The sequence below is a fragment of the Streptomyces sp. TRM64462 genome (assembly GCF_013362995.1).
Taxonomy (GTDB): domain Bacteria; phylum Actinomycetota; class Actinomycetes; order Streptomycetales; family Streptomycetaceae; genus Streptomyces.
Genome location: NZ_JABWDV010000171.1, coordinates 1 through 19,547 on the forward strand (window position 1 = coordinate 1; position 19,547 = coordinate 19,547).

Consider the following 19,547-nt stretch of genomic DNA (forward strand, 5'->3'; position numbering starts at 1 on the left):
CCCGGCGCCCAGGTCCAGCGGCCGGGTGCGCGCCGCGACGGTGACGCCCGCGAGGTCGACGAGGACCGCGGTCAGCTCGTCCCGGTCCAGATGCAGCCCCACGGCATGCGCGGCCCCGGGCACCAGCCGCAGCACGGTGCGCGGCTTGCCGCCCGTGGACGCGCGGCGCCCGGCGTCGTCGACGAGGCCCTCGGCGCGCAGCCGGGCGGTGATCTTGCTGATGGCCTGCGGGGTGAGCCCGGTGCGCTCGGCGAGCTCCAGCCGGCTGATGCCGCCCTCACCGGCCGTGCGCAGCAGGTCCAGGACGAGGGCGGTGTTGTGGCTGCGCAGCCCGGAGAGGTTCACATCGGCATTCTGTCCGTACGCTTGCGCGTAACGCAACAGCGTTGCTTTAGTAGCGCCCATGAGCGCACCCACCTCCCCCGCGTCCTCCCCCATGTCCTCCGCCGCGCCCTCCCCCCTCCGCGTGGCCCTGGTCGGCTACGGCCTGGCGGGCTCCGTCTTCCACGCCCCGCTGATCGCCGCGACCGAGGGCATGGTCCTGGACACGGTCGTCACGTCGAACGAGGAGCGCGCCGCCCAGGCCCGTACGGAGTTCCCGCAGGTCCGCGTGGCCGCGTCCGCCGACGACCTGTGGCCGATGGCCGCCGAACTGGACCTGGTGGTCATCGCGTCGCCCAACAAGACGCACGTCCCGCTGGCGACCGCCGCGCTCGACGCCGGCCTGCCGGTCGTCGTGGACAAGCCGGTGGCCGGCACAGCGGCGGAGGCCCGGGCGCTCGCCGCGCTGGCCGAGGAGCGCGGCCTGCTCCTGTCCGTCTTCCAGAACCGCCGCTGGGACAACGACTTCCTGACGCTGCGCGCGCTCCTTGAGCGCGGCGAGCTCGGCGACGTACAGCGCTTCGAGTCCCGCTTCGAGCGGTGGCGGCCGCGGCTGAAGGGCGGCTGGCGGGAGTCGGGCGCGCCGGAGGAGATCGGCGGGCTGCTGTACGACCTGGGGAGCCACGTCGTGGACCAGGCGCTGGTCCTGTTCGGCCCGGCGGTGCGGGTGTACGCGGAGGTGGACGTACGGCGGGCGGGCGCGGCGGCGGACGACGACACGTTCCTCGCGCTGACGCACGCGAACGGGGTGCGCTCGCACCTGTACGTGAGCGCGACGGCCGCCCAGCTCGGCCCGAGGTTCCGGGTGCTGGGCTCCCGGGCCGGCTACGTGAAGTACGGCCTGGACCCGCAGGAGGCGGACCTGCGCACGGGCGCCCGCCCGGGCCGCGGGGCCGGGGCCTGGGGCGTGGAGCCGGAGGCGCTGTGGGGCCGCGTCGGCGAGGGCGAGTCGCCGGTCACGGGCGGCGGCCGCCCGGTACCGACCCTGCCGGGCGACTACCCGGCGTACTACGCGGCGGTTGCCTCGGCCCTGCGCGACGGCACGCCCCCGCCGGTCACGGCGGAGGAGGCGGCGGCGGCCCTCGACGTCCTGGAGGCCGCGCGCCGCTCGGCGAGGGAGGGCGTGGCGGTGGAGCTGCCGTGAGACGCCCGCACCGAGACGCCCGCACTGAGTGGTCAGGCGTGAACGGTCACGCGTGAACGGTCACGCGTGAACGGTCACGCGTCCTTGAGCTCCTGCCGCTGCCGCCCGAGCCCCTCGATCTCCAGCTCCACGACGTCCCCGGCGCGGAGGTACGGCTTGGGCTCCGGCTGCCCCATGGCGACGCCGGCGGGCGTGCCGGTGTTGATGACGTCGCCCGGGTGGAGCGTCATGAACTGGCTGAGGTACCGCACGACTTCGCCCACCGGGAAGATCTGGTCGGCGGTCGTGCCGTCCTGCTTCACCTCCCCGTTGACCCAGAGCCGCAGCCGCAGGTCCTGCGGGTCGGGCACCTCGTCTGCGGTGACGAGCCAGGGCCCGAGCGGGTTGAAGGTCTCGCAGTTCTTGCCCTTGTCCCAGGTGCCGCCGCGCTCGATCTGGAACTCGCGCTCGGAGACGTCGTGGGCGACGGCGTACCCGGCGACACACGCCAACGCCTCTTCGGCCGAGTCCAGATAGCGGGCCGTACGTCCGATGACTACGGCGAGCTCGACCTCCCAGTCGGTCTTGCTGCTGCCGCGCGGCACGAGCACGGTGTCGTGCGGCCCGACGACCGTGTCGGCCGCTTTGAGGAAGACGACCGGCTCGGCGGGCGGCTGCGCGCCGATCTCGCGGGCGTGGTCGTGGTAGTTCAGCCCGATGCACACGACCTTGCCGACGCGGGCGAGCGGCGCCCCGATCCGCAGCCCGGCAGGGTCGAGCGCGGGCAGCACTCCGGCGTCGGCGGCGGCCCGTACCCGCTCCAGCGCGGCCGCGTCGGCGATGAGCTCCCCGTCCACGTCGTCGACGAGGGCGGACAGGTCACGCAGGGTCCCGTCCCGGTCGAGCAGGGCGGGACGCTCGGCGCCCGCGGGACCGACGCGCAGCAGCTTCATGGTCTTCTCCTTGTGGTCGAGGTGAGCCCCGGCCGATGGAGTGCGGCCATCGGAGGATTGGCTGATCCTCCAAGACATCCGATCACCCCGCAAGACCCTGTTCACGTACTGGACCGATACAGGACGGCCCGCTCGGCGGCCGACCAAGTCGTACTGGTCACCACATAGAGCGCGACGGCGAGCGGCACGACGGCGACGGTCACCAGGGTCCCGAAGGACAGCAGCGGCATCACCTTCACCATCGCGCCCATGCCGGGAACGTCACCACCCACCGCGGCGGAGCCCATCTGGGCCTTGGTGCTCCGATACGTATAAGTGGCGACGCAGGCCACGACAGCGAACAGCACAAGGTAGAGACCAACCCCCGCGCCCCCGTCGAGCACATCCCCGAAGCGCCCGCCAAGGGGAGCACCGAAGAGGACGTACTCACCGAGCCCGCCCCCGGAGAACACCTGGTACAGCAGGAAGAAGACGGGCATCTGGAGCAGCCCGGGCAGGCACCCGGCGAGCGGCGAGACCTTCTCGCGCGCGTGCAGTTCGAGCACGGCCTTCTGGAGCCGCGCGGGATCAGCGGCGTACTTCTTCCGCAGGCCGGCGATCTGCGGGGCGAGCCGGGCGCGGGCCCGCTGCCCGCGCGCGGCGGCGAGGGAGAGCGGCAGAAGAGCGAGCCGCACAAGAAGAGTCAGCAGAACCACCACACCGCCGGCAGGCAGAAACTGCACACACCAAGAAAAGAACGAAACGAAAAAGCCCATGAGAAAAGACCCCCGAGGTCCAGTGCCGGAAAGATCAACAGCAGGACGACGGCGGCGAGCCCCCGGCTAGTCGGTAGGTACCGGGAGCTGCACGGCCGCCATAAGGGGACGACCGGGTGCCCGGGGCCGACGGCGCCCGGAGGCGTCGGGGTCGCGTTGGGGCAGGAAGGCGGTACGTCGCGCGCGGTCGCGCAGGGCGGTGCGCACCCGCGTGTACGGCACGGCGGGCACGGTACGGGCGGTGGCGACGGCGCAGGCGACGAGCGCGGCGGCCGCGGCGCCGACGGCGGCGACGGCGGACAGCGACGTACCGTCGAGGAGGAGCAGGGCGGCGAGAAGCAGCGGCAGCAGCCGCGTGAGCACGTACCGCACAGAACCCCCCTCCGTGAACGACGCCTCCACCGTACCCGAGACCTCCTGAGCGGTCCCGCACGGCAGTACGGTGGTCCCCATGCGCCTCGACACGCCTGCTGACCACACGAACGAAGCCGAGCGCCTGCTGCGCACCGCGTCGCAGTACCCCGGGGACCGTGAACCGCTGCTCCTCAGGGCCGCCGCGCACCTGGAGCTGGCGGGCGACCGCGAGAGGGCGACGACGCTCTACGACACCCTCCTCTCCGCACCCCACACGCCGGAGAACCCGGCCCTGATCAGGGCGCTGAAGGCGGCGAACCTCTGGGAGTACGGCCACGAGGCGGAGGCGCGGGCGATCATCGAGGGCCTGCGGGCGCTGCCGCCGACGGACGCGGCGGCGTGGGAGATCATCGCGGAGACGCTGGAGTCCCACGACGAACTGGAGGCGTCGGAGGACACCTTCACCACAGCAGCCCGAGCCCTGGCCCCGCACCCCCTGGACGAGGAACTCTCCCACCCCACCCAGTCCCTGCTGACGTCCCGCCACAGGGTCCGCCGGATGCTGGCGCTGCCGCACGACGACTGGGACGTCCAGGCGGACCGCCTGCACACGGGCACGGTCCCGCTGGACGACCTGCACGACCCGAAGCGCACCTGGGCCCTGGGCTCCTCGGACCCGGCGGAGCTCCAGGCGGAGATCACCCGCCTCCGCAGCGAACTCGGCACGTACCGCACGGCCCTGTCCCGCCCGTTCCCGGTGGCGGTCCTGCACTGGCCGGCGAAGGAGCTGCGGGAACTGGTGTCCTCGTACCCGGAACTGGAATCGGAGTACCCCACGTACGAGGCCCACCTCACCGACCTGGAGGCCTCCCTCCGCGAACTGGCGGCCGCGGGCACCCCGAACCTGGGCATCGTCCAGGGCACGGTCCCGTCCTACGAGGCCTTCGCCGCCTCGGAAGCCACACCCCCCGCCAACCCGGCCCTCCTCCCCCAGTACGCCACCACCCTGGCCGCCCGAGGCCGAGCCACCCCGTGGCCCCCCTCCCGCACGTCCCCGTGCTGGTGCGGCTCGGGGACGACGTACGGGGAGTGCCACGGCAAGCAGCAGCCGTAGCCCAGGCACTGCGGCGGGCTCCCTCGGAACAACTTGGATGCTGTGATCGTTTACGTCAGCGCGCCTGGCAGCCTGCCATGCGAGCCATCCGATGGAGAGGATCACCTGTTGCTCCCTTTCGACGTCACCGCTGCGGAGAACATCCAGGCTCAAGCGCTGCTCCAGCAGACCGAAAGGCTGCTACAAGAAGACCCCGAAATGGCTGTGGTCTATGCGCACATCCGGCAGCTTGACCCCACCGGAGAGCGGTTCGCCAGCGTACTGCGGGACACCATTGACCAGCTACTCAACGGCGAAGTGACGGGCAGGTTCGACTGGAACACGCTCTTCAAGACCGAAAGGACTCATGCAGGAACTCTCGTCGAAATCAACCTGCAGCGCGAGTTCAAATTCGCAGACGGAATCGACATGGATTACCAGATTTCCGGGATCGATGTTGACTGTAAGTACTCGCAGCAGTTCGGAAGCTGGATGATCCCCCCGGAGGCCCGGGGGCACCTGTGTCTGCTGGTCTGGGCGAGCGACGAGAAGACACTGTGGCGGGCTGGCCTTTTCCGCGTTTCCGGGGAATACCTCAACGGCGGAAACAACCGTGACCTCAAGACGACCATAAAGGCCGAACACCGCAGTAGGATCGCCTGGCTCTGGCATGATGCGGAGCTCCCTGAGAACGTTCTCCTACACATGCCCGCCCACGACCGCGCGGCCATTTTCTCCCATAAGTCAGGGCAGGCCCGGCTCAATGAACTCTTCCGTCGCGTGCAGAACCGTCGCATCGGGCGGAACGTGGTGCGCACGGTGGCCCAGCAGAAGGACTACATGAAGCGCGTCCGCGGAAACGGCGGCTCCCGGTCAGCGCTCAGGAACGAAGGCATCCTCATCATGGGCGACTACGAGAGCCACCGGCGCATCGCCACAGGCCTTGGCCTCCCCTCCCCCAGGGAAGGAGAGTTTGTCAGTACGCGGGTAGCACAGGTGCCGCCGCACGAAACAACCCGTAGGACAGTCGTCCTGGACGGCGCCTCATGGGCATGTGCATCACCAGACGATCCACTGGTCCCCGCCCCTTCCCTCCCCTCTCACACGGCATAGGCAGCACCATCCAATGGGAGCACCGTTTACAGGCCAGCTGCTGGGCTGGAAGAGACTGGAGTCCGGGCAGCTCGTCCCCAACAGCGCAGACACCAACAGCACGCCGTCCAAGATGCTGGCGGCAGCAATACTGGAGCACCTTGGAGTGCACCGCGAAGTCAGCCCGGAAACTCCCAGAGATCCCGGACCAGCCCTCGAAGTCGCAGTAAGGGACGACCTGAATAGCACCCTCGGCGAGCTGAACGGCAAACAAGAGTGGGATGTTGACCACAGAAAGCTGATCACGGCTTTCGGCCAGTATATCCACCTCGCCAAACTGTCGGCTCTTCTAGCAATATATCCGGAGCTCCGGGCTGAGCTCGGCCGGGACTATCTCATCAAGCCGGACGTGACAGTTGCCGTGCAAGAATCCCCGCTCGCCGGCGGGCACCCCTTTCTTCATGCCGCCGTGTCCTGCAAGTGGACCATCAGATCCGACAGGGTCCAGAACATTCGCCACGAGTTCCTGCAGATGATCAAGCATCGCCGCGGCCGCCTTCCTCATCTCGTGGCCGTAACCGCTGAGCCCATGCCCAGCCGTATCGCTGCAATCGCACGCGGTACCGGTGAGGTTGATGCTGTGTACCACATCGCCTATGACTCACTCGCCGCCGCCGTCGAGGAGATTGGCAGCAGGCAGCAGAAGGACGACTGGAAGGAGTGCATCGAACAAGGTCGGGTTCTGCCGTATGAAAAGCTAGCCCCCACACTGGCAGGCTCGGTAACTGGAGGACCGTGCCATGATGTCTGAGGAATACGAGGCCCCCGCATGGTCGCCGCCGGAAGGATCGTGGGCGTCTTCAGCAGCGCGGCGCCGGAACATGCAGGCCATCCGCAGCCGTGACACCAAACCCGAGCAAGTAGTCCGGCGGCTGCTGCATGCTCAGGGCTTGCGATACCGGGTGGCGGCGAGGCCGCTCCCGGATCTTCGGAGAACGGCGGATATCGTCTTCCGCCCCGTGAAGCTCGCCGTATTCATTGACGGCTGTTACTGGCACGGATGCCCTGAACACTACGTACCACCGAGAACAAACCCCGGCTACTGGTCGGACAAGGTCGCCAGGAATATGGCACGCGACAGGGATACAGACCAGCGGCTGAGGGAAGCCGGCTGGACAGTACTCCGGTTCTGGGAGCACGAATCATCGGCGGCGTGCGCTGCCCACATCGCAGCTGAGGTAAAGAAGCGCCGTGCCCGTACCGGAGGCACGGGCACGGCGTGATCAGGACTGCTGCGCGTCCCGCTCCCGCGCAGCCCTCAGCACGTCCGCGATCGACCGGCCGACGGCCTCAGCCACAGGCGGCGGAAAGGCGTTACCGACCTGCCGGTACTGCGCAGTCTTACCGCCATCAAAGATCCATTTCTGGGGAAAGCCCTGGATGATCGCGGCCTGCTCAACCGTGAGCATCGGCCCGTCAGGGCCGAAGAGGTCGCGATCCTCCGACCCCTTCTCCTTGCATGTCTCGATGTCATTGGCCACGCCGAGGCCGGAGACCCCCAACTGCTTCCAGGCAGCCTTAGCCCTGCTCGGCCCAAGATCAGCTCCACCGTGCTTCTTTGAGCCCCCCACGAGCGTGGGGGCAATGCCACCTCCCTTGCCCTTCAGTTCCTGATCGCGCTCGGTCGCCTTCCTAAGCCAGCGATCGTAGGCAGCGCGTGCTGCGTCACCCCTGGGGCCGTCGTAAAAGGCCTCATAGCGAGCGCGCATTGTGTCCGCAAGAGCCTCAGCCACACTCACCGGCTCCTCGTGCGTCGGCGTCGGCCACTCATACTTCACGTCCTTGAGGACGTCATTGCGGATGGCAACGAGGATCGCCCGCGGCCGAAGCTGCGGAACGCCGAAGTCGCTCGCTTCCAGGAGACCCCACTTGCATACGGTGTACCCGAGCCCGCGCGTCTCAACGAGCCTGCCATCCTCCGCGTAGTACGTACCGCCCTGAAACGCTGCTGCGATCTGGTCCCGGTAATTTGAGAACTTCGGGTCCATGATCCCCCGGACGTTCTCAATCATGACGGCTCGGGGCCGCAGTTCCTCAACGAGTCGGATCATCTCGGGGAATAGATCACGCTCGTCGTCCTTGCCGAGTTGCTTTCCCGCGTGCGAGAAGGGAGGACAAGGTACACCGCCGGCAAGCAGGTCGAGCTCACGAGTCTCCAGCGGCCTCCCGTCCTTCTGCACAGCCTTCAACGGGCGAAAGCCCTTGACATCCCCGTCAAGGAGAAGGCAATTCTCCTTCTCCCAGCTCCAGTCTTCATGCGCGTCGATGTTCTGCCGCAGCGTTGCTGCCGCATGCTTGTCGATCTCGACGAGCGCAAGGTGCTTGAAGCCGGCCGCATGCAGCCCAATTGCCTGCCCGCCGGCTCCAGCACAGATCTCGATTGAAGTGAACTCCGCCTCAGTGCTGGTCATGCACCCTCCTTCGACCACGTACCTCGCTGGCGCCTTGCCCACCAGTCATCACAGAGAGTGACAGACCCCACTGACAACGCCCCACTAGTGTGCGGCATCGCCGAGTCACCCCTGACACTCCACACGCCATGCGCACACTTGTACGATGCATGGCATGCCGCAAATCTCGTGGGTCAGGGACGAACTGCTGCTCGCCTGTGCGCTCGTAGTCGAGAACGGATGGCGCGAGCTGCGCCAAACCGACCCGCGCGTGCACGAGCTGTCCGAACTGCTCCGCGCCCTTCCCCTCCACGGGGATGCGGCCGTCGACCCGCGCTTCCGGTCCCCGAACAGCGTCAGCCGCAAGACCACAGACATCGCCACTGCGCATCCCGACTACACCGGCGAAGCGACCAAGGGCGGGCGGCCAACCCGAGAGATCGTGGCCGACTTCCTCAAGCATGAGGCTGAGATGCGCGCAGCCGCCGAGGCGCTCCGCGTCGGCATCGCGAGCGGCGAACTGCATCGTGTTCCCGCCCAGCCAGACGAAGTCGACGAGGACGGGGAGGCCAGCGCACGTGAAGGCCGACTGCTGACCCGCTGGGCGCTCCACCGCGAGCGCGACCGCGGCCTGCGGGATCGCAAGATCCGGCAGGCACGGAAGCTCAACCAGCCCCTGCGCTGCGAGGTCTGCGCCTTCGACTTCGGCAAGGCGTACGGCCCACTGGGATCGGGGTACGTCGAGGTCCACCACCGGCTGCCCCTCCACGTCTCCGGCCCTCGTGAGACAAGACTCGAAGACCTCGCCTTCCTCTGTGCGAACTGCCATCGCATGTGCCACAGGAGCTACGCAGGAGAGTCCTGGCGCACCCCCGATGCTTTGCGCGCGGAGCGCTCCGCAACCTCTCACGCGGCCTCTCCCGCCTCATAAAGGTGCTGAGCGCGGGCCAGAACATCGTCCGGATCGTCACCCTGCAGCGCCAGCCACACCAGCAGATCCGCGATCAGCGCGGTAGCGGCCTCCTGGTTGACCTTGGACCGCACAGGCCAGACAGCACTGCGGATGCCTACCAGTTCCCGATAGCCCTGCAGAACAAGAGATGCGCGGCCAGCACGGGCCAACACGGCGTCGGCCACCAGGGACAACTCACACCACACGGCTTTCCCGGGTCCGCTGACGAGCGTGCCCCAGTCGGCCGACATCGCGGCCAACAAGTGCAGCCCTCGGCCGCACTCCGCGTCGCATGACCCCAGCTGCCCAGCCCCCGGCACCGGCATCACTGGGCTCTTGTCGTGCAACTCCACGTGCAGCCGACCACCGAACGCCTCCAGCACGAGCGTTGCCGGGGCACCCTCCCCCACGTGCTTGATGACGTTCGTCGCCAGCTCGGTCACCACAAGCTCCGCCTGGTCCACCGCCTGCCGTGCGCCCCACTGAACCAGCGTTGAGCGAACAGCCCTGCGCAGCAGCGTCAGTTCACCCGGCACCGCCTCGAAAGGCAGCACACAGCGAAGCCCGGACCCGCTTTCCTCACTGAAGGTCATGACAAGACTCCCTCTCGACCAGCGCGGGCTGCACCCGCTGCATTCACGCGGCCACGTCCCGTAATCCCAGTGAGGCGAGTATGGCAGTGAGAAGTCTCTTCATGTAACTTCTCATCCTTCTCGATCGAGTGAATCTCCGGAACCTCACCTCCCCTTTGCATAGCCTGAGTTGCGCCCGAGAGGTGGGCGAAGCAGCGATTCGAAGGACTGCGTCTTGCAATCAAGGACAACCACCCGCCGCCGCCAGCTCGGGGCAACCATGCGCAAGCTTCGAGCCCGGTCTGGGATGACCCTGGAAGAGGCCGGCCGCCGAGTCGGGGTGTCCAAGGCGACAGTGAGCCGCTACGAAACGCAGGCGGGCCCCGTGAAGTGGCCCATCGTGGATGCCCTGTGCCGGGAGTACGGCGCGAGCGACGCCGAACGGGAAGCCATCGTCAACATCGCCAAGAACGCCAGGCAGCAGGGATGGTGGAGCCCTTTGGCCGACAGCATCCCAGAGAGCATGAACCTGCTCCTCACGCTGGAAGACGAAGCGGTCCGAGAGGACCACTTCTGCTGTGTCTACGTCCCGGGTCTCCTCCAGACCCGCGACTACAGCACCGCACTCCAGCAGGCCAACGAACTGCGCCTGGGACACGAGGAGATCGAGCGGCTGGTCGACATCCGCATGAGGAGACAGCAGATCCTCACCCGCCCCGTGCCTCCCCACCTGTGGGCGATCCTCGACGAGTCGGTGCTCCGTCGCGTTGTTGGCTCACCCGAGATCATGAGAGCCCAACTGCAGCGGCTCATCACCGCCAACGAGTCCTCCAATGTGACCCTGCAGGTGCTGCCCTTCTCCATGGGCGCGCACGCCGCAGCCCTGGGCAGCTTCGTCATCCTGGGTGGCGCGGAGCCGAGCCTGGATGTCGTCTACGTCGATTTGCACACAGGTTCAGTCTTCATGGAGACCGAGGAAGAACTTACCCGATACAGACTTGCGTTCGAGTACCTACGCGCACAAGCGTTGGACATGGAAGCCTCAACGTCTCTGATTCACCGCATCTGCAAGGAGCTCTAAGTGCCCTCTCCTCACCCGTCCGCCGAGGCAACCAGATGGTTCAAGTCGTCCTACAGCGGGGGCAACACAACCGAATGCGTGGAGGTTGCCTGGCTGCCGGCGTACACCGCCGTACGTGATAGCAAGTGCACTGCCGGTCCGCGGCTGAGCTTCACAGCAGGCGCCTGGAGCTCCTTCGTCGCAGCCGTGTCGGCGAAGCGCTTCGAACGCTTGCCCTTGATCGATCCGCCGCCTCGGCAGCCGTCATGACGCGGTTGTCTGCGTTGGGGTGGCTACGCCGTGGTGCGATAGCTGATCGCGAGGAGTCCTGGGCCGGTAGTGCCGAGCAGCGTCAGGAGAGTCGCAGCGCGGAAGCATGCGAAGGAGATAAACACGGGGAACCGCCGAGCCATCGGTTCCCATGGGTCTTCACACCTCCTCGCCTAGTGCCCGTAGGTGCTGGGCAAAGGTCTGCTGAAGGCTCTCCAGGACGGCTTTCCCCTTGCCCGCCGTAGCGTGAGACGGGAAGCCGATCACTCCCGTCTCCGTGTACGCCCCCATGCCCTGGACGAGAAGGAAGGGCCTGGTGCCGCCATCGTGGTCAGAGCCGGCGTACCCCTCGCGAACCAGCTCGGGGGCTGCATGTAGCAGGATCGATGTCTCGATCTCTCCAGCGTGCATGTCCATGTGCCGGTCGGAGACCAGGCCACCGTAATCACGCGCACGATCCCAGTCGGGGCCAAGAGGGAACAGGGACACCGTCGGTCCGTCGACATTGGCCTCTTGAACAAGATTCGACAGCACATAGTTCCCGCCGTGACCGTTGATGATCACAAGCTTGTGTATGCCGGAGCGGGCGAGGGAAGCGCGGATGTCGTCGATCACGGCGTAGAGGGTCCTAGCGCTGATGCTCACGGTGCCAGGGAAAGCCGCATGCTCGTGGCTGCACGAGATGGTGAGCGGCGGGAGGAGGTGCACGGGGTAGGCGGCCGCGATCTCCTGGGCGATGATGCAGGCGATCGCCGTGTCGGTTATCAGCGGAAGGAATTTGCCGTGCTGCTCGAAGGAGCCGACTGGGAGCACGGCGATGCGAGGCTGCCGCTCTTGGACGTCTGTACTCGTGGCGGTTGGCAGCAGGTTCACAGCGCTCCCTTGGTTGATTGGCGGGGGGCCTGTCTCGTCGGACTGGTGTGGCAGGTTAGACGACGTGAGCCTGGACGATGAGTGTGCCGAGGTTCCTTGGGTCAGGGGCCTCGAACACCTTCGCGTAGACCTCCAGGAAGCCCGCGTTGCGCAGGATGCCCTCCCACATCTCAGGGGTGTAGGCCCATCGCTGGACGTGAGTCACCTCTCCACGGAACCCTCCTCCGTACAGGCCTTGTGCGCCGTAGCAGCCGTCCACGGGCGGGGCACAGGAGAAGACGAGGACACCCCTGTCCGTGAGGCGTGACCGCACCGCGGGTGCCCACTCGCGAGGGTCGGTGAACCAGAGAGCGCCCCAGTTGGAGTAGATAGCGCCGAACTTCTCCGGAGTGCTGGCGAGGAAGTTGATCGCATCCCCGCACACGAAGCGGGTATCCGGCTGTTGGCCCCAGCGCCTCTGCGCGTACTCGATCTGGCGTGGTGACATGTCGACGCCAACGCCACGGATTCCCTTGCGTGTCAGGTAGGCGAGGGCGTCGCCGGTTCCGCAGCCAAGTTCAAGCACCGAGTCGGGTTGCCCCAGCAGCTCCTCGCTGGGCCCGTGGCCGGGGTACTGCGTCCACCCGAAGCCGTTCTCCAACGACTCCTCCACGGAGACCGGATTCTCGGCGTAGCGGTTCCAGTAGGTCTCAAGGCTCATGCCTCGTCACGCTACTCACGCACACGCTTGATCACCGCTCTTCGCAGGAGTGTCACTCCACATGGCGAAAGCCGCCGCCCCGTAGGGCAGCGGCCTCCTTGGGGACTCGTCAGTGGCAACCGCTCTGGGTCTTCGAGGAGCATGGCGTGCAGCTCGCCGCGTCCCTTTCCCACAGCGGCCAGTCGACCGCGAACCCGAACGCTTCCACGGCCTTGGCAGTGCGCATGACGCTGCCGTCGGCCTTGCGCTCGATGAACGGAATGTGGTCGAGGAACTGCCCGTAGTGCTGCTGGCAGAACTCTCGATAGATCTTGGTGTCGAGGATGAGCTGGTGCACCCCCTCGTCGACCAGCTCGCCGCAGCCGAGCCCCGGCGTGCCGGACTGCATGGCGGTGATCAGATAGGCGATGGCCTGTCCGAGGACGCGTTCGGCCATGACGGTGTCCCAGGTGTGGTGGTCACGTACCAGGAGTGCGATCTCCCGGTCCCAGATCTCCGGCGACACGTAGGTGCGAGGGTCGCGCGTGATGGTCGGTGTTGCCACTGTGCCCTCCGATGCTCGTACGGATGACGTGGTGGTGCCGATCCGGCGCCCGGGGTCTTCTGTTGTTCCCCAGGTAGCCCCCGGGCGACGTTCGACCATTCAACGCCGCGGGCATGGGAGACGGAGGGGCCGCCAAGGGGTGCGTTTCTGGGCCGGGGGGCCAACTTGGGGGCCAGGATGGGACCCACACAACTCCACACCCGGGGGAGCATGTGATGAGGCCGGACGGGATCGGCACGCTGCTGCGAAGTATCCGCGAGGAAGCGGAGCGAACTCGGGAGGAGCAGGCCCTTGTCGTCCAGGCCGCTCAGAACGGACGGTGGTTCGATCCGGAAAACTTGAAGCGGTGGGAGACGGAGAAGCGGTTACCAGTTCGCGCATGGCACAAGACGATCGCAGATGCCTACGGGCTGACGGTCGATGAGGTGCGGCGGGCTGTCACTGCTTCGCGGAAATACCGGCGTGAGCAGGGCAGGGAGAACCCAGACGTGAACCGGCGGCAATTCATTGGAACGGCAGCGGCAGCGGCCAGCGTGGCCGTGATGCCCGGAATAGCTCAGGCCCGCGAGGGAATCGACGGTGCGCTGAGTGCGTCCGGCGTGGGCGACCTCGCCTACCTGGAGGGCGCGTTCGAGCGGCATCGCGGCGGCTACCACGGCCGGTCACCGAATGCTGTGCTGCAGGAGATGTACGGGGATCTCGTACTCCTGCGGGAGGTGCTGAACCGTCCGCATCCGGCGAAGGCACGCGCCGACTTGGCCCGCACGGCTGCAGGGATCGCCGGCCTCGTCGCCATCGTGCAGCACGACCGTGGAGATCAGCGTGAGGCGTATCGCTGGTTCGCTACCGCCGAGCGCGCGGCCCGCGAGTCCGCCGATCCCAGGATGACAGCGTGGGTCCTGGCCCGACACGCCATGGTCCCGCTCAACTACGGAGCTCCATCTACAGCGGCGACGATCGCGGCGAAAGCCTGCACGGAGGCGGGCAAGACACCTAGTGCGGCGGCGGCCCTGGCGACAGCAATCACAGCACGTTCCCTGGCAGCCTCCGGAGACCGCGACGGAGCGGTGCGGGCCCTCCGGGAGACGCGGAACCTGGCGGAACGGCTTGACGGGCAAGAGGCCGCCGACACCTGGTTCGGCTATCCCCTCCAGAAGCACCACGTCCACCTATCCCAGGCCTACACGCTGCTGAGGGACACCAAGGCGGCCTACCAGGCTCAGAACGACGCTCTGGGATTGACCGACTCGCCGTCGGTCATGACGCGGGCACTGATCGCCATGGATACGGCGGCCTGCCTGCGCGCTGACGGCGACCCGACTGCCGCGGCGGAGATGGCCGTCGGCGTGTTCGAGCGTCTACCAGTGAGCTACCGGCAGGGCCTGGTCCGGTCTCGGGCGATGGGGTTGCAGCGCAGCCTGACTGGTCGGCCGGGCGCACTGCTGGGCGATGTACTGAACTGCCGTGTGAGCCCCTCGTGAACCATGGCTCCAGGCCTTCTGTAGGACGCAGAGCGCAGGTGACTGCGGCGCGTTAGCGGGCAGCCCTTCGACGGCCGGCCTTCAGATCGGGGCCGTACGTCAGTCAGCGGGCTCGTCGACCTCGGGCGATGATGCGGGCGCCTGCTCAGCGACAAAGGACCCCTTCCCGCGCACCGTGATGATCAGGCCACGCTTACTCATGAGTTGGATGGCCGCTCGCGCGGTCGGACGCGACACATTGAATTCCTCGCAGATGGCCGCCTCCGAGGGGACCCGACGGCGAGGCGCATAGGTACCGTCCGCGATCCGCGCGGTCAGTATGGCCGCGATCTGCTCGTATAGCGGTTCGGGTCCCTCAAGGTCGACAGTCATATATCGACCGTATTTGACGTACGACGATGGATGACATCACCTGACGTCACCTGACAGCACCTAACAAGTTGCTCTAACCTTCAGGCAAGCAGAGACCCCGGCGGCCTGGCAGGGCCCCGGGGCGTGGCCACCAGCTTCAGAGGAGCTGACGACAGTGAGCATTATCCATGCGCTCGTACGCCTGCTGCTGGGCGTGTTCGCGCCCGGTTCCGGCAGGCGGCGGGCCGGTTCCCGACCGGTCACCCCCGTCCCCGCCGTGCCACGTCCAAGGCTGCGCTTGCCCGTCCACCGTTCCCCGTATGGACAGGACGTGCTACTCGACGGGCGTGACTCGGCCCTCGTCCGCCCGTATCTGGTCGATCATGAGCGACAGCAGGTCTTCAGGACCAACTTGGACGACCGAGTCCTGCACGGCGCGGGGGCGGTGCAGTGAGCGAGCCGGCACGGCGGCCGGTCCGTATGTGCGTGCGCTGCAGCCGGATCACGGACGAGCCCGTGGTCGTTTCGGAGGTCCACTCCGCGAGCGGGCCTGGGTTCACTGTCTACGCATGCTCCGAGTGCGCGCCGCTGTACCCGCCGGTCCCCGACGTGTTCAACCTCCTAGGAGGTATGCGATGAAGTCGGGCCGGACGCAAGAGTGCGAGACAGGCGAGCACTCCTTCTGCCACCCCATGGCCGTGTACGCCTCCGACCATCCGCACCCCGGCGAGCAGCCGGTCTTCTCGATCACATGCACGTGCACCTGCCACGAGGGCGTGTCCCTGCCCGACCGCGACTAGCCGCCGGCAATGCCCTGCTGCCCCCGTCCGTCCTGAGACCAAAGGGGGACCGAAAGAATCGGTGCCATGAGCAAGCGAGCCTTCGAAGAACTTCACCGCCAGGTGCTCCTGGTCCTCCGGGACTACATCGACGCCGCACACATCGACGCCCACAGCGACGAGCCGTGGCCGGAGGGTGTCCGGCATCTCCAGGAGCGGGCGCTGCGGATGGCGGAGCGGCAGGTGGCTGATGGGCGGCGCCGGGGCAAGGACGATCCGGGGATGGGGATCGACCTTGACGTGCGGGACGATGCGGACTTCGAAGTGTTGGCCGGCCTGGCCCCGTACACCATCCATGCGGAGGCGTGGAGCCGGGGCCGGTGCGTCTTCAGTGCCGGCGACACCGGGACAGCACTGTGCGTTTCGCTGACCGCCGAGCAGGAGGCCGCGCTCGTCGCGCGGCTCGAAGCCGTGGGTGTGGACGGGCGGGTGGTCAGCGGCCTGACGCGGCTGTAGCGGCGTCCTCCAGGGCCTGCTCCAGGGGACAGCGCAGGTCCCGGCTGTGGGGGCCAGGCCCCGGCTGTCGGTGACGGGCGGTAGCTTGTGCGGCAGCGCAGCAGGTCGGTCGACAACGGGGGATCCATATGCGGTACCGCTTCACGTCCTACCACCCGGCGAGTGACGCCGAGGCAGCAGCCGTCACGGGCGGCACCCGGCTGGGCGGTCAGCCGCACTGGCTGGAGGAGCCGCAGTGGCCGGTCGACCCGTACGAGAACGAACTGGCCCCGTTCATGGGGCAGTTCCGCGTGCCGGCGGCGGACGGCGGCTGGAACGGGGATCGGATGGTGTACCTGTTCGCCATCGGCTTCTCGGGTGAGCACGCCACCGTCGTCCAGCCGGGCGGGCAGGTCACCGAGTCCTTCGAGACGCGGGCGGCGGCCACCGGTCCGACGGACCTGGACCGGGTCCACGTGCTCCGGGTGGAGGAGGAGGTCGACTTCTCCCGCGTCGAGCGGGAACTGGAGCCGGTCGAGGGCGAGGACGAGGACGACCGGGAGGAGCGGCTGGAGGAGCTGCTCGATAGGCGCCAGCAGGACGCCGAAGGCAGTATCCGGATGGACCAGCTCGGCGGCCCCGATGTGGTGCCGGTGTGGTTGCAGGGCGACTACCTGCCGGGCGAGGGCTGGCGGCTGGTCGCCCAGCTCGACTCCTGCCGACTGCCCTTCGATGTCAACTTCGGTGACAGTGGCGTCGGTTATCTGTTCCTCTCGCCGGATGGCGAGAACGCCGAGTTCTTCTTCCAGAGCTGCTGACGGGGCGACGCGGAGCGTCCCCGGTTCCGTACCGTGATCTGGCAGAGTCCGCCACCCAAGAAGCCGACTCAAGGCCGCCCTGGTCCACTGCCCCGCACTCGACACCCTCGCCGATCACGTCCGTTCCTTCACTGAGCGTTTTCAGCGTTGCCTCTCCAGGGTGAGGACAGCTTGGGTGAGCGATGAAGGAGCTCAGTGCGATCAGTTGGTCGCATAGGGTTATGCGCTCACCAGCGAAGGGCGCCGACGCCGCGGACCGCCTCAGCGAGCACTGGCGTGTCGGCGCACACGGTGAGCCGTACGAAGCCCTCGCCTCCGGGGCCGAAGCCGGTGCCGGGGATGGACAGCACGCGGGCCTCCTCCAGGAGCCGTTTGGCCAGGCCCTCGGCGTCCATGCCCTCGGGCGTGCGAACCAGGCAGTAGAAGGTGGCCCGGGGGCGCAGCACCTGGAGGCCTGCCGCTTCGAGGCCGTCGCAGAGGAGGCGGGTGCGGTTGCGGTACGTGGCGCGGAGGCGGTCCGTGTAGCCGCTGGTCGTGTCGTCGAGCGCGGTGGCCGCGGCGTGCTGGACGGCTCCGAACGTACCGGAGTCGGTGTGCGTCTTGACCGTGCGCAGCGCCTCCACGATGGAAGGGGTGCCGGCGGCGAAGCCGACGCGCCAGCCGGCCATGTTGTACGCCTTGGACAGGGAGTGGAACTCGATGCCGCACTCCATCGCCCCGGGCGCCTCCAGGAGGGACGGCGGGGGTTCGGTGTCGAAGTAGATCTCGCTGTACGCGGCGTCGGACGCCGCCACGATCCCGTATCCGGTGCAGAAGGAGGCCAGTTCGTCATAGAAGGCGCGGGTGGCGAGAGCGGTCGTGGGGTTGTTGGGGTAGGAGACCCACAGCAGCTTGGCGCGGCGGGCGACGTGGGCCGGGATGGCGGAGAGGTCGGGGAGGAAGCCGTTGTCCTCGCGCAGCGGCATACGGACGACCTCGGCCCCGCAGAAGCGCGCCCACGTCGCGTACACCGGGTACGCGGGGTCGGGGACCAGTGCCACGTCACCGGGCTCCAGGTACGCGAGCGAGAGGTGCGCCATGGCCTCCTTGCTGCCGAGAGTGACCGTCACCTCGGTGTCCGGGTCGGCGCCCACGTCGAAGCGGCGCCGCAAGTAGCGGGCGGCTGCGTGCCGCAGCTCGCTGGTTCCCTCGTAGGGGGGATAGCGGTGCTGGGCCGGATCGATGGCGGCGCGCCGGAGCGCCGCCACGATGTGCGGGGGTGTCGGCAGGTCGCAGTCGCCGACGCCGAGGGGGATCACGTCGGCGCCGGCCGCCTCGGCGAGGGCTCTGGCCCGGTCGACGAACGAGAACAGGTAGTCCTCGGCACCCAGCAGGCGAGCGGAACGGCGTGGCTGCACGGTCAGCGCCTCCGGTGATCGTCGATGAGCGGCGGGCAGCCGCCCGTACCGGTGAGAACTCTCGGCGCCCCGCACGCGCCGCAGTGCGTCAGGCCCGGTGTGGGGACCTGCCGAGCATGGCGGTCGCCGACTCCTCAGGAGGTGTCGCGTGCTGGCGGGCACCGCAGCATGACCCGTACGAGGCAGCGTCGGCGGGCGGTGTCGGAGTGGTCCTGATAGGACCTGCGGCCGTGGAGGACGCGGCGGTCGTCGATGACGAGGCAGTCGCCCTCCTCCAGCGGGATCGTCACCTTCAGCTCCGGGCGGTCCAGCACCTGGCGCAGGGTTTCGAGGGCCGCGCACCGATCGGCCGGTAGGGGCTCGCCGGTCAGTTCGGCGGCGGTATCGATGCGTTTGAGGTTGCATCGGAGTTCGACGCGGCCGTCGGTGTGCGCGAACACCGGCGCTCGGACCACGGGGCTCTCGCCCCGGGGCGTGACGTGGCGGCGGTCCACGGGATACGGGGTGGTGAGCAGGTCCAGTGCGTGCGGAGACGACTCGCGAAGGATGCGGTGCACCGTCCAGCCGTCCACGAGGACGGAGGCGCCGCCCCGCAGCGCTTTGCGGTGCGTGAGGAGGGCGATGCAGTCGGGTTCCTGGCCGAAGGGCCGCACGGCCCGGTCGTTGTGCAGGTGTAGGTAGCCGCGTGACTTGGAGGTGTAGGAGTTCTCTCGGAAGCGGCGGTCGTCGGTGTACGCCGAGACGCCCTCGTCCCGCACCAGCCATCCCAGGGTGATGTCCTCCGGGCCCCGGCCCTGCGGAAGCGGTTCGCCGAGGTGGCGGAGCATGGACACGGCGAAGTGCTGGGCCGCCTGGGTGCTCATGGCGCCGGCGGGTGTGCCCGTCACCACGGCGAAACCGTGGCCGTCGAGCACCTCGGCACGTAATCGCCGGGCGAGGAGGGCGTGGTCGGGGCTGTAGGGGAGACGGAAGGCGGCGGGAGAGGAGAAGGTCTGCCGCGTCCAGCCGTTCATGGCACCCCAAGTCACCGGCGTCTTCCTTCGGATGCACACCG

General features: G+C 67.9%; 25 protein-coding genes. 12 read left to right on the top strand and 13 right to left on the bottom strand.

Translation table 11 applies throughout. From position 1 onward, the window contains the following. Positions 1-405 (bottom strand): MarR family transcriptional regulator (locus HTZ82_RS07560; RefSeq protein ID WP_175408518.1); only part of this gene is annotated, 405 nt, incomplete at its 3' end. On the opposite strand from HTZ82_RS07560, the gene HTZ82_RS07565 reads away from it, so the two are divergent. Further along, on the top strand, positions 404-1,525 hold the full coding sequence (locus tag HTZ82_RS07565) for a Gfo/Idh/MocA family oxidoreductase (RefSeq protein WP_254711691.1): 1,122 nt from the start codon (positions 404-406) through the stop codon (positions 1,523-1,525). The two genes, HTZ82_RS07560 and HTZ82_RS07565, sit on opposite strands and share 2 nt — an antisense overlap. Positions 1,526-1,599: 74 nt before the next feature. On the opposite strand, the gene HTZ82_RS07570 is transcribed toward HTZ82_RS07565, so the two are convergent. The 3 genes from HTZ82_RS07570 to HTZ82_RS07580 form a co-directional block, all read right to left on the bottom strand. Next, on the bottom strand, positions 1,600-2,457 hold the full coding sequence (locus HTZ82_RS07570; protein ID WP_175408519.1) for a fumarylacetoacetate hydrolase family protein: 858 nt from the start codon (positions 2,455-2,457) through the stop codon (positions 1,600-1,602). 101 nt (positions 2,458-2,558) lie between these two features. Then, positions 2,559-3,212 (bottom strand): membrane protein insertase YidC, encoded by a 654-nt coding sequence (gene yidC, locus HTZ82_RS07575; RefSeq protein ID WP_175408520.1) that lies wholly within the window; start codon positions 3,210-3,212, stop codon positions 2,559-2,561. 66 nt (positions 3,213-3,278) lie between these two features. Further along, positions 3,279-3,665, bottom strand: coding sequence for a DUF6412 domain-containing protein (locus tag HTZ82_RS07580; RefSeq protein WP_254711692.1), 387 nt, complete (start codon positions 3,663-3,665; stop codon positions 3,279-3,281). Between HTZ82_RS07580 and HTZ82_RS07585 the strand changes: the two genes are divergently transcribed. The 4 genes from HTZ82_RS07585 to HTZ82_RS07600 all read left to right on the top strand — a co-directional run bounded on the left by HTZ82_RS07585 (position 3,664) and on the right by HTZ82_RS07600 (position 7,034). After that, on the top strand, positions 3,664-4,680 hold the full coding sequence (locus HTZ82_RS07585) for an SEC-C domain-containing protein (RefSeq protein WP_175408521.1): 1,017 nt from the start codon (positions 3,664-3,666) through the stop codon (positions 4,678-4,680). The two genes, HTZ82_RS07580 and HTZ82_RS07585, sit on opposite strands and share 2 nt — an antisense overlap. 108 nt (positions 4,681-4,788) lie before the next feature. Then, positions 4,789-5,772 (top strand): NaeI family type II restriction endonuclease, encoded by a 984-nt coding sequence (locus tag HTZ82_RS07590; RefSeq protein WP_375540790.1) that lies wholly within the window; start codon positions 4,789-4,791, stop codon positions 5,770-5,772. Between the two features lie 13 nt (positions 5,773-5,785). Next, positions 5,786-6,562 (top strand): NgoMIV family type II restriction endonuclease, encoded by a 777-nt coding sequence (locus HTZ82_RS07595; protein ID WP_175408522.1) that lies wholly within the window; start codon positions 5,786-5,788, stop codon positions 6,560-6,562. Beyond that, positions 6,555-7,034, top strand: a complete 480-nt coding sequence (locus HTZ82_RS07600; protein ID WP_175408547.1) for a very short patch repair endonuclease — start codon at positions 6,555-6,557, stop codon at positions 7,032-7,034. Before HTZ82_RS07595 ends, HTZ82_RS07600 begins: the two co-directional genes overlap by 8 nt. Here HTZ82_RS07600 and HTZ82_RS07605 read toward each other — a convergent pair whose 3' ends face one another. Next, a complete protein-coding gene (locus tag HTZ82_RS07605; protein WP_175408523.1) occupies positions 7,035-8,222 on the bottom strand; it encodes a DNA cytosine methyltransferase in 1,188 nt (395 codons plus the stop codon). Between the two features lie 154 nt (positions 8,223-8,376). Between HTZ82_RS07605 and HTZ82_RS07610 the strand changes: the two genes are divergently transcribed. Further along, positions 8,377-9,132 (top strand): HNH endonuclease, encoded by a 756-nt coding sequence (locus tag HTZ82_RS07610; RefSeq protein WP_175408524.1) that lies wholly within the window; start codon positions 8,377-8,379, stop codon positions 9,130-9,132. Here the strand turns inward: HTZ82_RS07610 and HTZ82_RS07615 are convergent. Beyond that, the gene (locus HTZ82_RS07615) at positions 9,108-9,746 is read right to left on the bottom strand and encodes an ATP-binding protein (RefSeq protein WP_175408525.1); all 639 of its coding nucleotides are present in this window, start codon (positions 9,744-9,746) and stop codon (positions 9,108-9,110) included. The two genes, HTZ82_RS07610 and HTZ82_RS07615, sit on opposite strands and share 25 nt — an antisense overlap. A 214-nt stretch (positions 9,747-9,960) precedes the next feature. On the opposite strand from HTZ82_RS07615, the gene HTZ82_RS07620 reads away from it, so the two are divergent. Then, positions 9,961-10,806, top strand: a complete 846-nt coding sequence (locus HTZ82_RS07620; protein WP_175408526.1) for a helix-turn-helix transcriptional regulator — start codon at positions 9,961-9,963, stop codon at positions 10,804-10,806. Beyond that, entirely contained in the window at positions 10,807-11,055 is a 249-nt protein-coding gene (locus HTZ82_RS07625) for a DUF397 domain-containing protein (RefSeq protein WP_175408527.1), read from the top strand. Positions 11,056-11,214: 159 nt separating this feature from the next. Here HTZ82_RS07625 and HTZ82_RS07630 read toward each other — a convergent pair whose 3' ends face one another. From HTZ82_RS07630 to HTZ82_RS07640, 3 genes are all read right to left on the bottom strand, one after another. Beyond that, positions 11,215-11,928: a creatininase family protein gene (locus HTZ82_RS07630; protein ID WP_175408528.1), complete on the bottom strand. Its 714-nt coding sequence runs from the start codon at positions 11,926-11,928 to the stop codon at positions 11,215-11,217. Between the two features lie 55 nt (positions 11,929-11,983). Further along, positions 11,984-12,628 (bottom strand): trans-aconitate 2-methyltransferase, encoded by a 645-nt coding sequence (locus tag HTZ82_RS07635; protein ID WP_175408529.1) that lies wholly within the window; start codon positions 12,626-12,628, stop codon positions 11,984-11,986. A gap of 109 nt (positions 12,629-12,737) precedes the next feature. Continuing rightward, positions 12,738-13,172, bottom strand: coding sequence for a hypothetical protein (locus HTZ82_RS07640; RefSeq protein ID WP_309235357.1), 435 nt, complete (start codon positions 13,170-13,172; stop codon positions 12,738-12,740). Positions 13,173-13,387: 215 nt separating this feature from the next. Between HTZ82_RS07640 and HTZ82_RS07645 the strand changes: the two genes are divergently transcribed. Next, on the top strand, positions 13,388-14,653 hold the full coding sequence (locus HTZ82_RS07645) for a transcriptional regulator (protein ID WP_175408530.1): 1,266 nt from the start codon (positions 13,388-13,390) through the stop codon (positions 14,651-14,653). 99 nt (positions 14,654-14,752) lie between these two features. Here HTZ82_RS07645 and HTZ82_RS07650 read toward each other — a convergent pair whose 3' ends face one another. Further along, positions 14,753-15,025, bottom strand: coding sequence for a GntR family transcriptional regulator (locus HTZ82_RS07650; RefSeq protein ID WP_175408531.1), 273 nt, complete (start codon positions 15,023-15,025; stop codon positions 14,753-14,755). A 313-nt stretch (positions 15,026-15,338) separates the two neighbouring features. Then, positions 15,339-15,470, bottom strand: a complete 132-nt coding sequence (locus HTZ82_RS32715; protein ID WP_302852214.1) for a hypothetical protein — start codon at positions 15,468-15,470, stop codon at positions 15,339-15,341. Positions 15,471-15,639: 169 nt separating this feature from the next. On the opposite strand from HTZ82_RS32715, the gene HTZ82_RS07655 reads away from it, so the two are divergent. The 3 genes from HTZ82_RS07655 to HTZ82_RS07665 all read left to right on the top strand — a co-directional run bounded on the left by HTZ82_RS07655 (position 15,640) and on the right by HTZ82_RS07665 (position 17,096). Further along, positions 15,640-15,804 carry a hypothetical protein gene (locus HTZ82_RS07655; protein WP_175408532.1) on the top strand — a complete coding sequence of 55 codons (165 nt, stop codon included), beginning with the start codon at positions 15,640-15,642 and terminating at the stop codon, positions 15,802-15,804. Between the two features lie 66 nt (positions 15,805-15,870). Continuing rightward, positions 15,871-16,299: a hypothetical protein gene (locus tag HTZ82_RS07660; protein ID WP_175408533.1), complete on the top strand. Its 429-nt coding sequence runs from the start codon at positions 15,871-15,873 to the stop codon at positions 16,297-16,299. A 128-nt stretch (positions 16,300-16,427) separates the two neighbouring features. Beyond that, the gene (locus HTZ82_RS07665; RefSeq protein ID WP_175408534.1) at positions 16,428-17,096 is read left to right on the top strand and encodes a hypothetical protein; all 669 of its coding nucleotides are present in this window, start codon (positions 16,428-16,430) and stop codon (positions 17,094-17,096) included. Positions 17,097-17,323: 227 nt separating this feature from the next. On the opposite strand, the gene HTZ82_RS07670 is transcribed toward HTZ82_RS07665, so the two are convergent. Both HTZ82_RS07670 and HTZ82_RS07675 read right to left on the bottom strand, forming a co-directional pair. Beyond that, the gene (locus HTZ82_RS07670) at positions 17,324-18,493 is read right to left on the bottom strand and encodes an aminotransferase class I/II-fold pyridoxal phosphate-dependent enzyme (protein ID WP_217623782.1); all 1,170 of its coding nucleotides are present in this window, start codon (positions 18,491-18,493) and stop codon (positions 17,324-17,326) included. A 134-nt stretch (positions 18,494-18,627) separates the two neighbouring features. Further along, positions 18,628-19,521, bottom strand: a complete 894-nt coding sequence (locus HTZ82_RS07675) for a TauD/TfdA family dioxygenase (RefSeq protein ID WP_175408536.1) — start codon at positions 19,519-19,521, stop codon at positions 18,628-18,630. Positions 19,522-19,547: the final 26 nt, after the last annotated feature.

Coding starts and splice junctions, on each gene's coding strand:
- HTZ82_RS07565 (WP_254711691.1), top strand. CDS start 404: ATGAGCGCACCCACCTCCCCCGCGTCCTCCCCCATGTCCTCCGCCGCG.
- HTZ82_RS07570 (WP_175408519.1), bottom strand. CDS start 2,457: ATGAAGCTGCTGCGCGTCGGTCCCGCGGGCGCCGAGCGTCCCGCCCTG.
- yidC (WP_175408520.1), bottom strand. CDS start 3,212: ATGGGCTTTTTCGTTTCGTTCTTTTCTTGGTGTGTGCAGTTTCTGCCT.
- HTZ82_RS07585 (WP_175408521.1), top strand. CDS start 3,664: ATGCGCCTCGACACGCCTGCTGACCACACGAACGAAGCCGAGCGCCTG.
- HTZ82_RS07580 (WP_254711692.1), bottom strand. CDS start 3,665: ATGGGGACCACCGTACTGCCGTGCGGGACCGCTCAGGAGGTCTCGGGT.
- HTZ82_RS07595 (WP_175408522.1), top strand. CDS start 5,786: ATGGGAGCACCGTTTACAGGCCAGCTGCTGGGCTGGAAGAGACTGGAG.
- HTZ82_RS07600 (WP_175408547.1), top strand. CDS start 6,555: ATGTCTGAGGAATACGAGGCCCCCGCATGGTCGCCGCCGGAAGGATCG.
- HTZ82_RS07605 (WP_175408523.1), bottom strand. CDS start 8,222: ATGACCAGCACTGAGGCGGAGTTCACTTCAATCGAGATCTGTGCTGGA.
- HTZ82_RS07610 (WP_175408524.1), top strand. CDS start 8,377: ATGCCGCAAATCTCGTGGGTCAGGGACGAACTGCTGCTCGCCTGTGCG.
- HTZ82_RS07615 (WP_175408525.1), bottom strand. CDS start 9,746: ATGACCTTCAGTGAGGAAAGCGGGTCCGGGCTTCGCTGTGTGCTGCCT.
- HTZ82_RS07635 (WP_175408529.1), bottom strand. CDS start 12,628: ATGAGCCTTGAGACCTACTGGAACCGCTACGCCGAGAATCCGGTCTCC.
- HTZ82_RS07645 (WP_175408530.1), top strand. CDS start 13,388: ATGAGGCCGGACGGGATCGGCACGCTGCTGCGAAGTATCCGCGAGGAA.
- HTZ82_RS07650 (WP_175408531.1), bottom strand. CDS start 15,025: ATGACTGTCGACCTTGAGGGACCCGAACCGCTATACGAGCAGATCGCG.
- HTZ82_RS07655 (WP_175408532.1), top strand. CDS start 15,640: ATGAAGTCGGGCCGGACGCAAGAGTGCGAGACAGGCGAGCACTCCTTC.
- HTZ82_RS07660 (WP_175408533.1), top strand. CDS start 15,871: ATGAGCAAGCGAGCCTTCGAAGAACTTCACCGCCAGGTGCTCCTGGTC.
- HTZ82_RS07665 (WP_175408534.1), top strand. CDS start 16,428: ATGCGGTACCGCTTCACGTCCTACCACCCGGCGAGTGACGCCGAGGCA.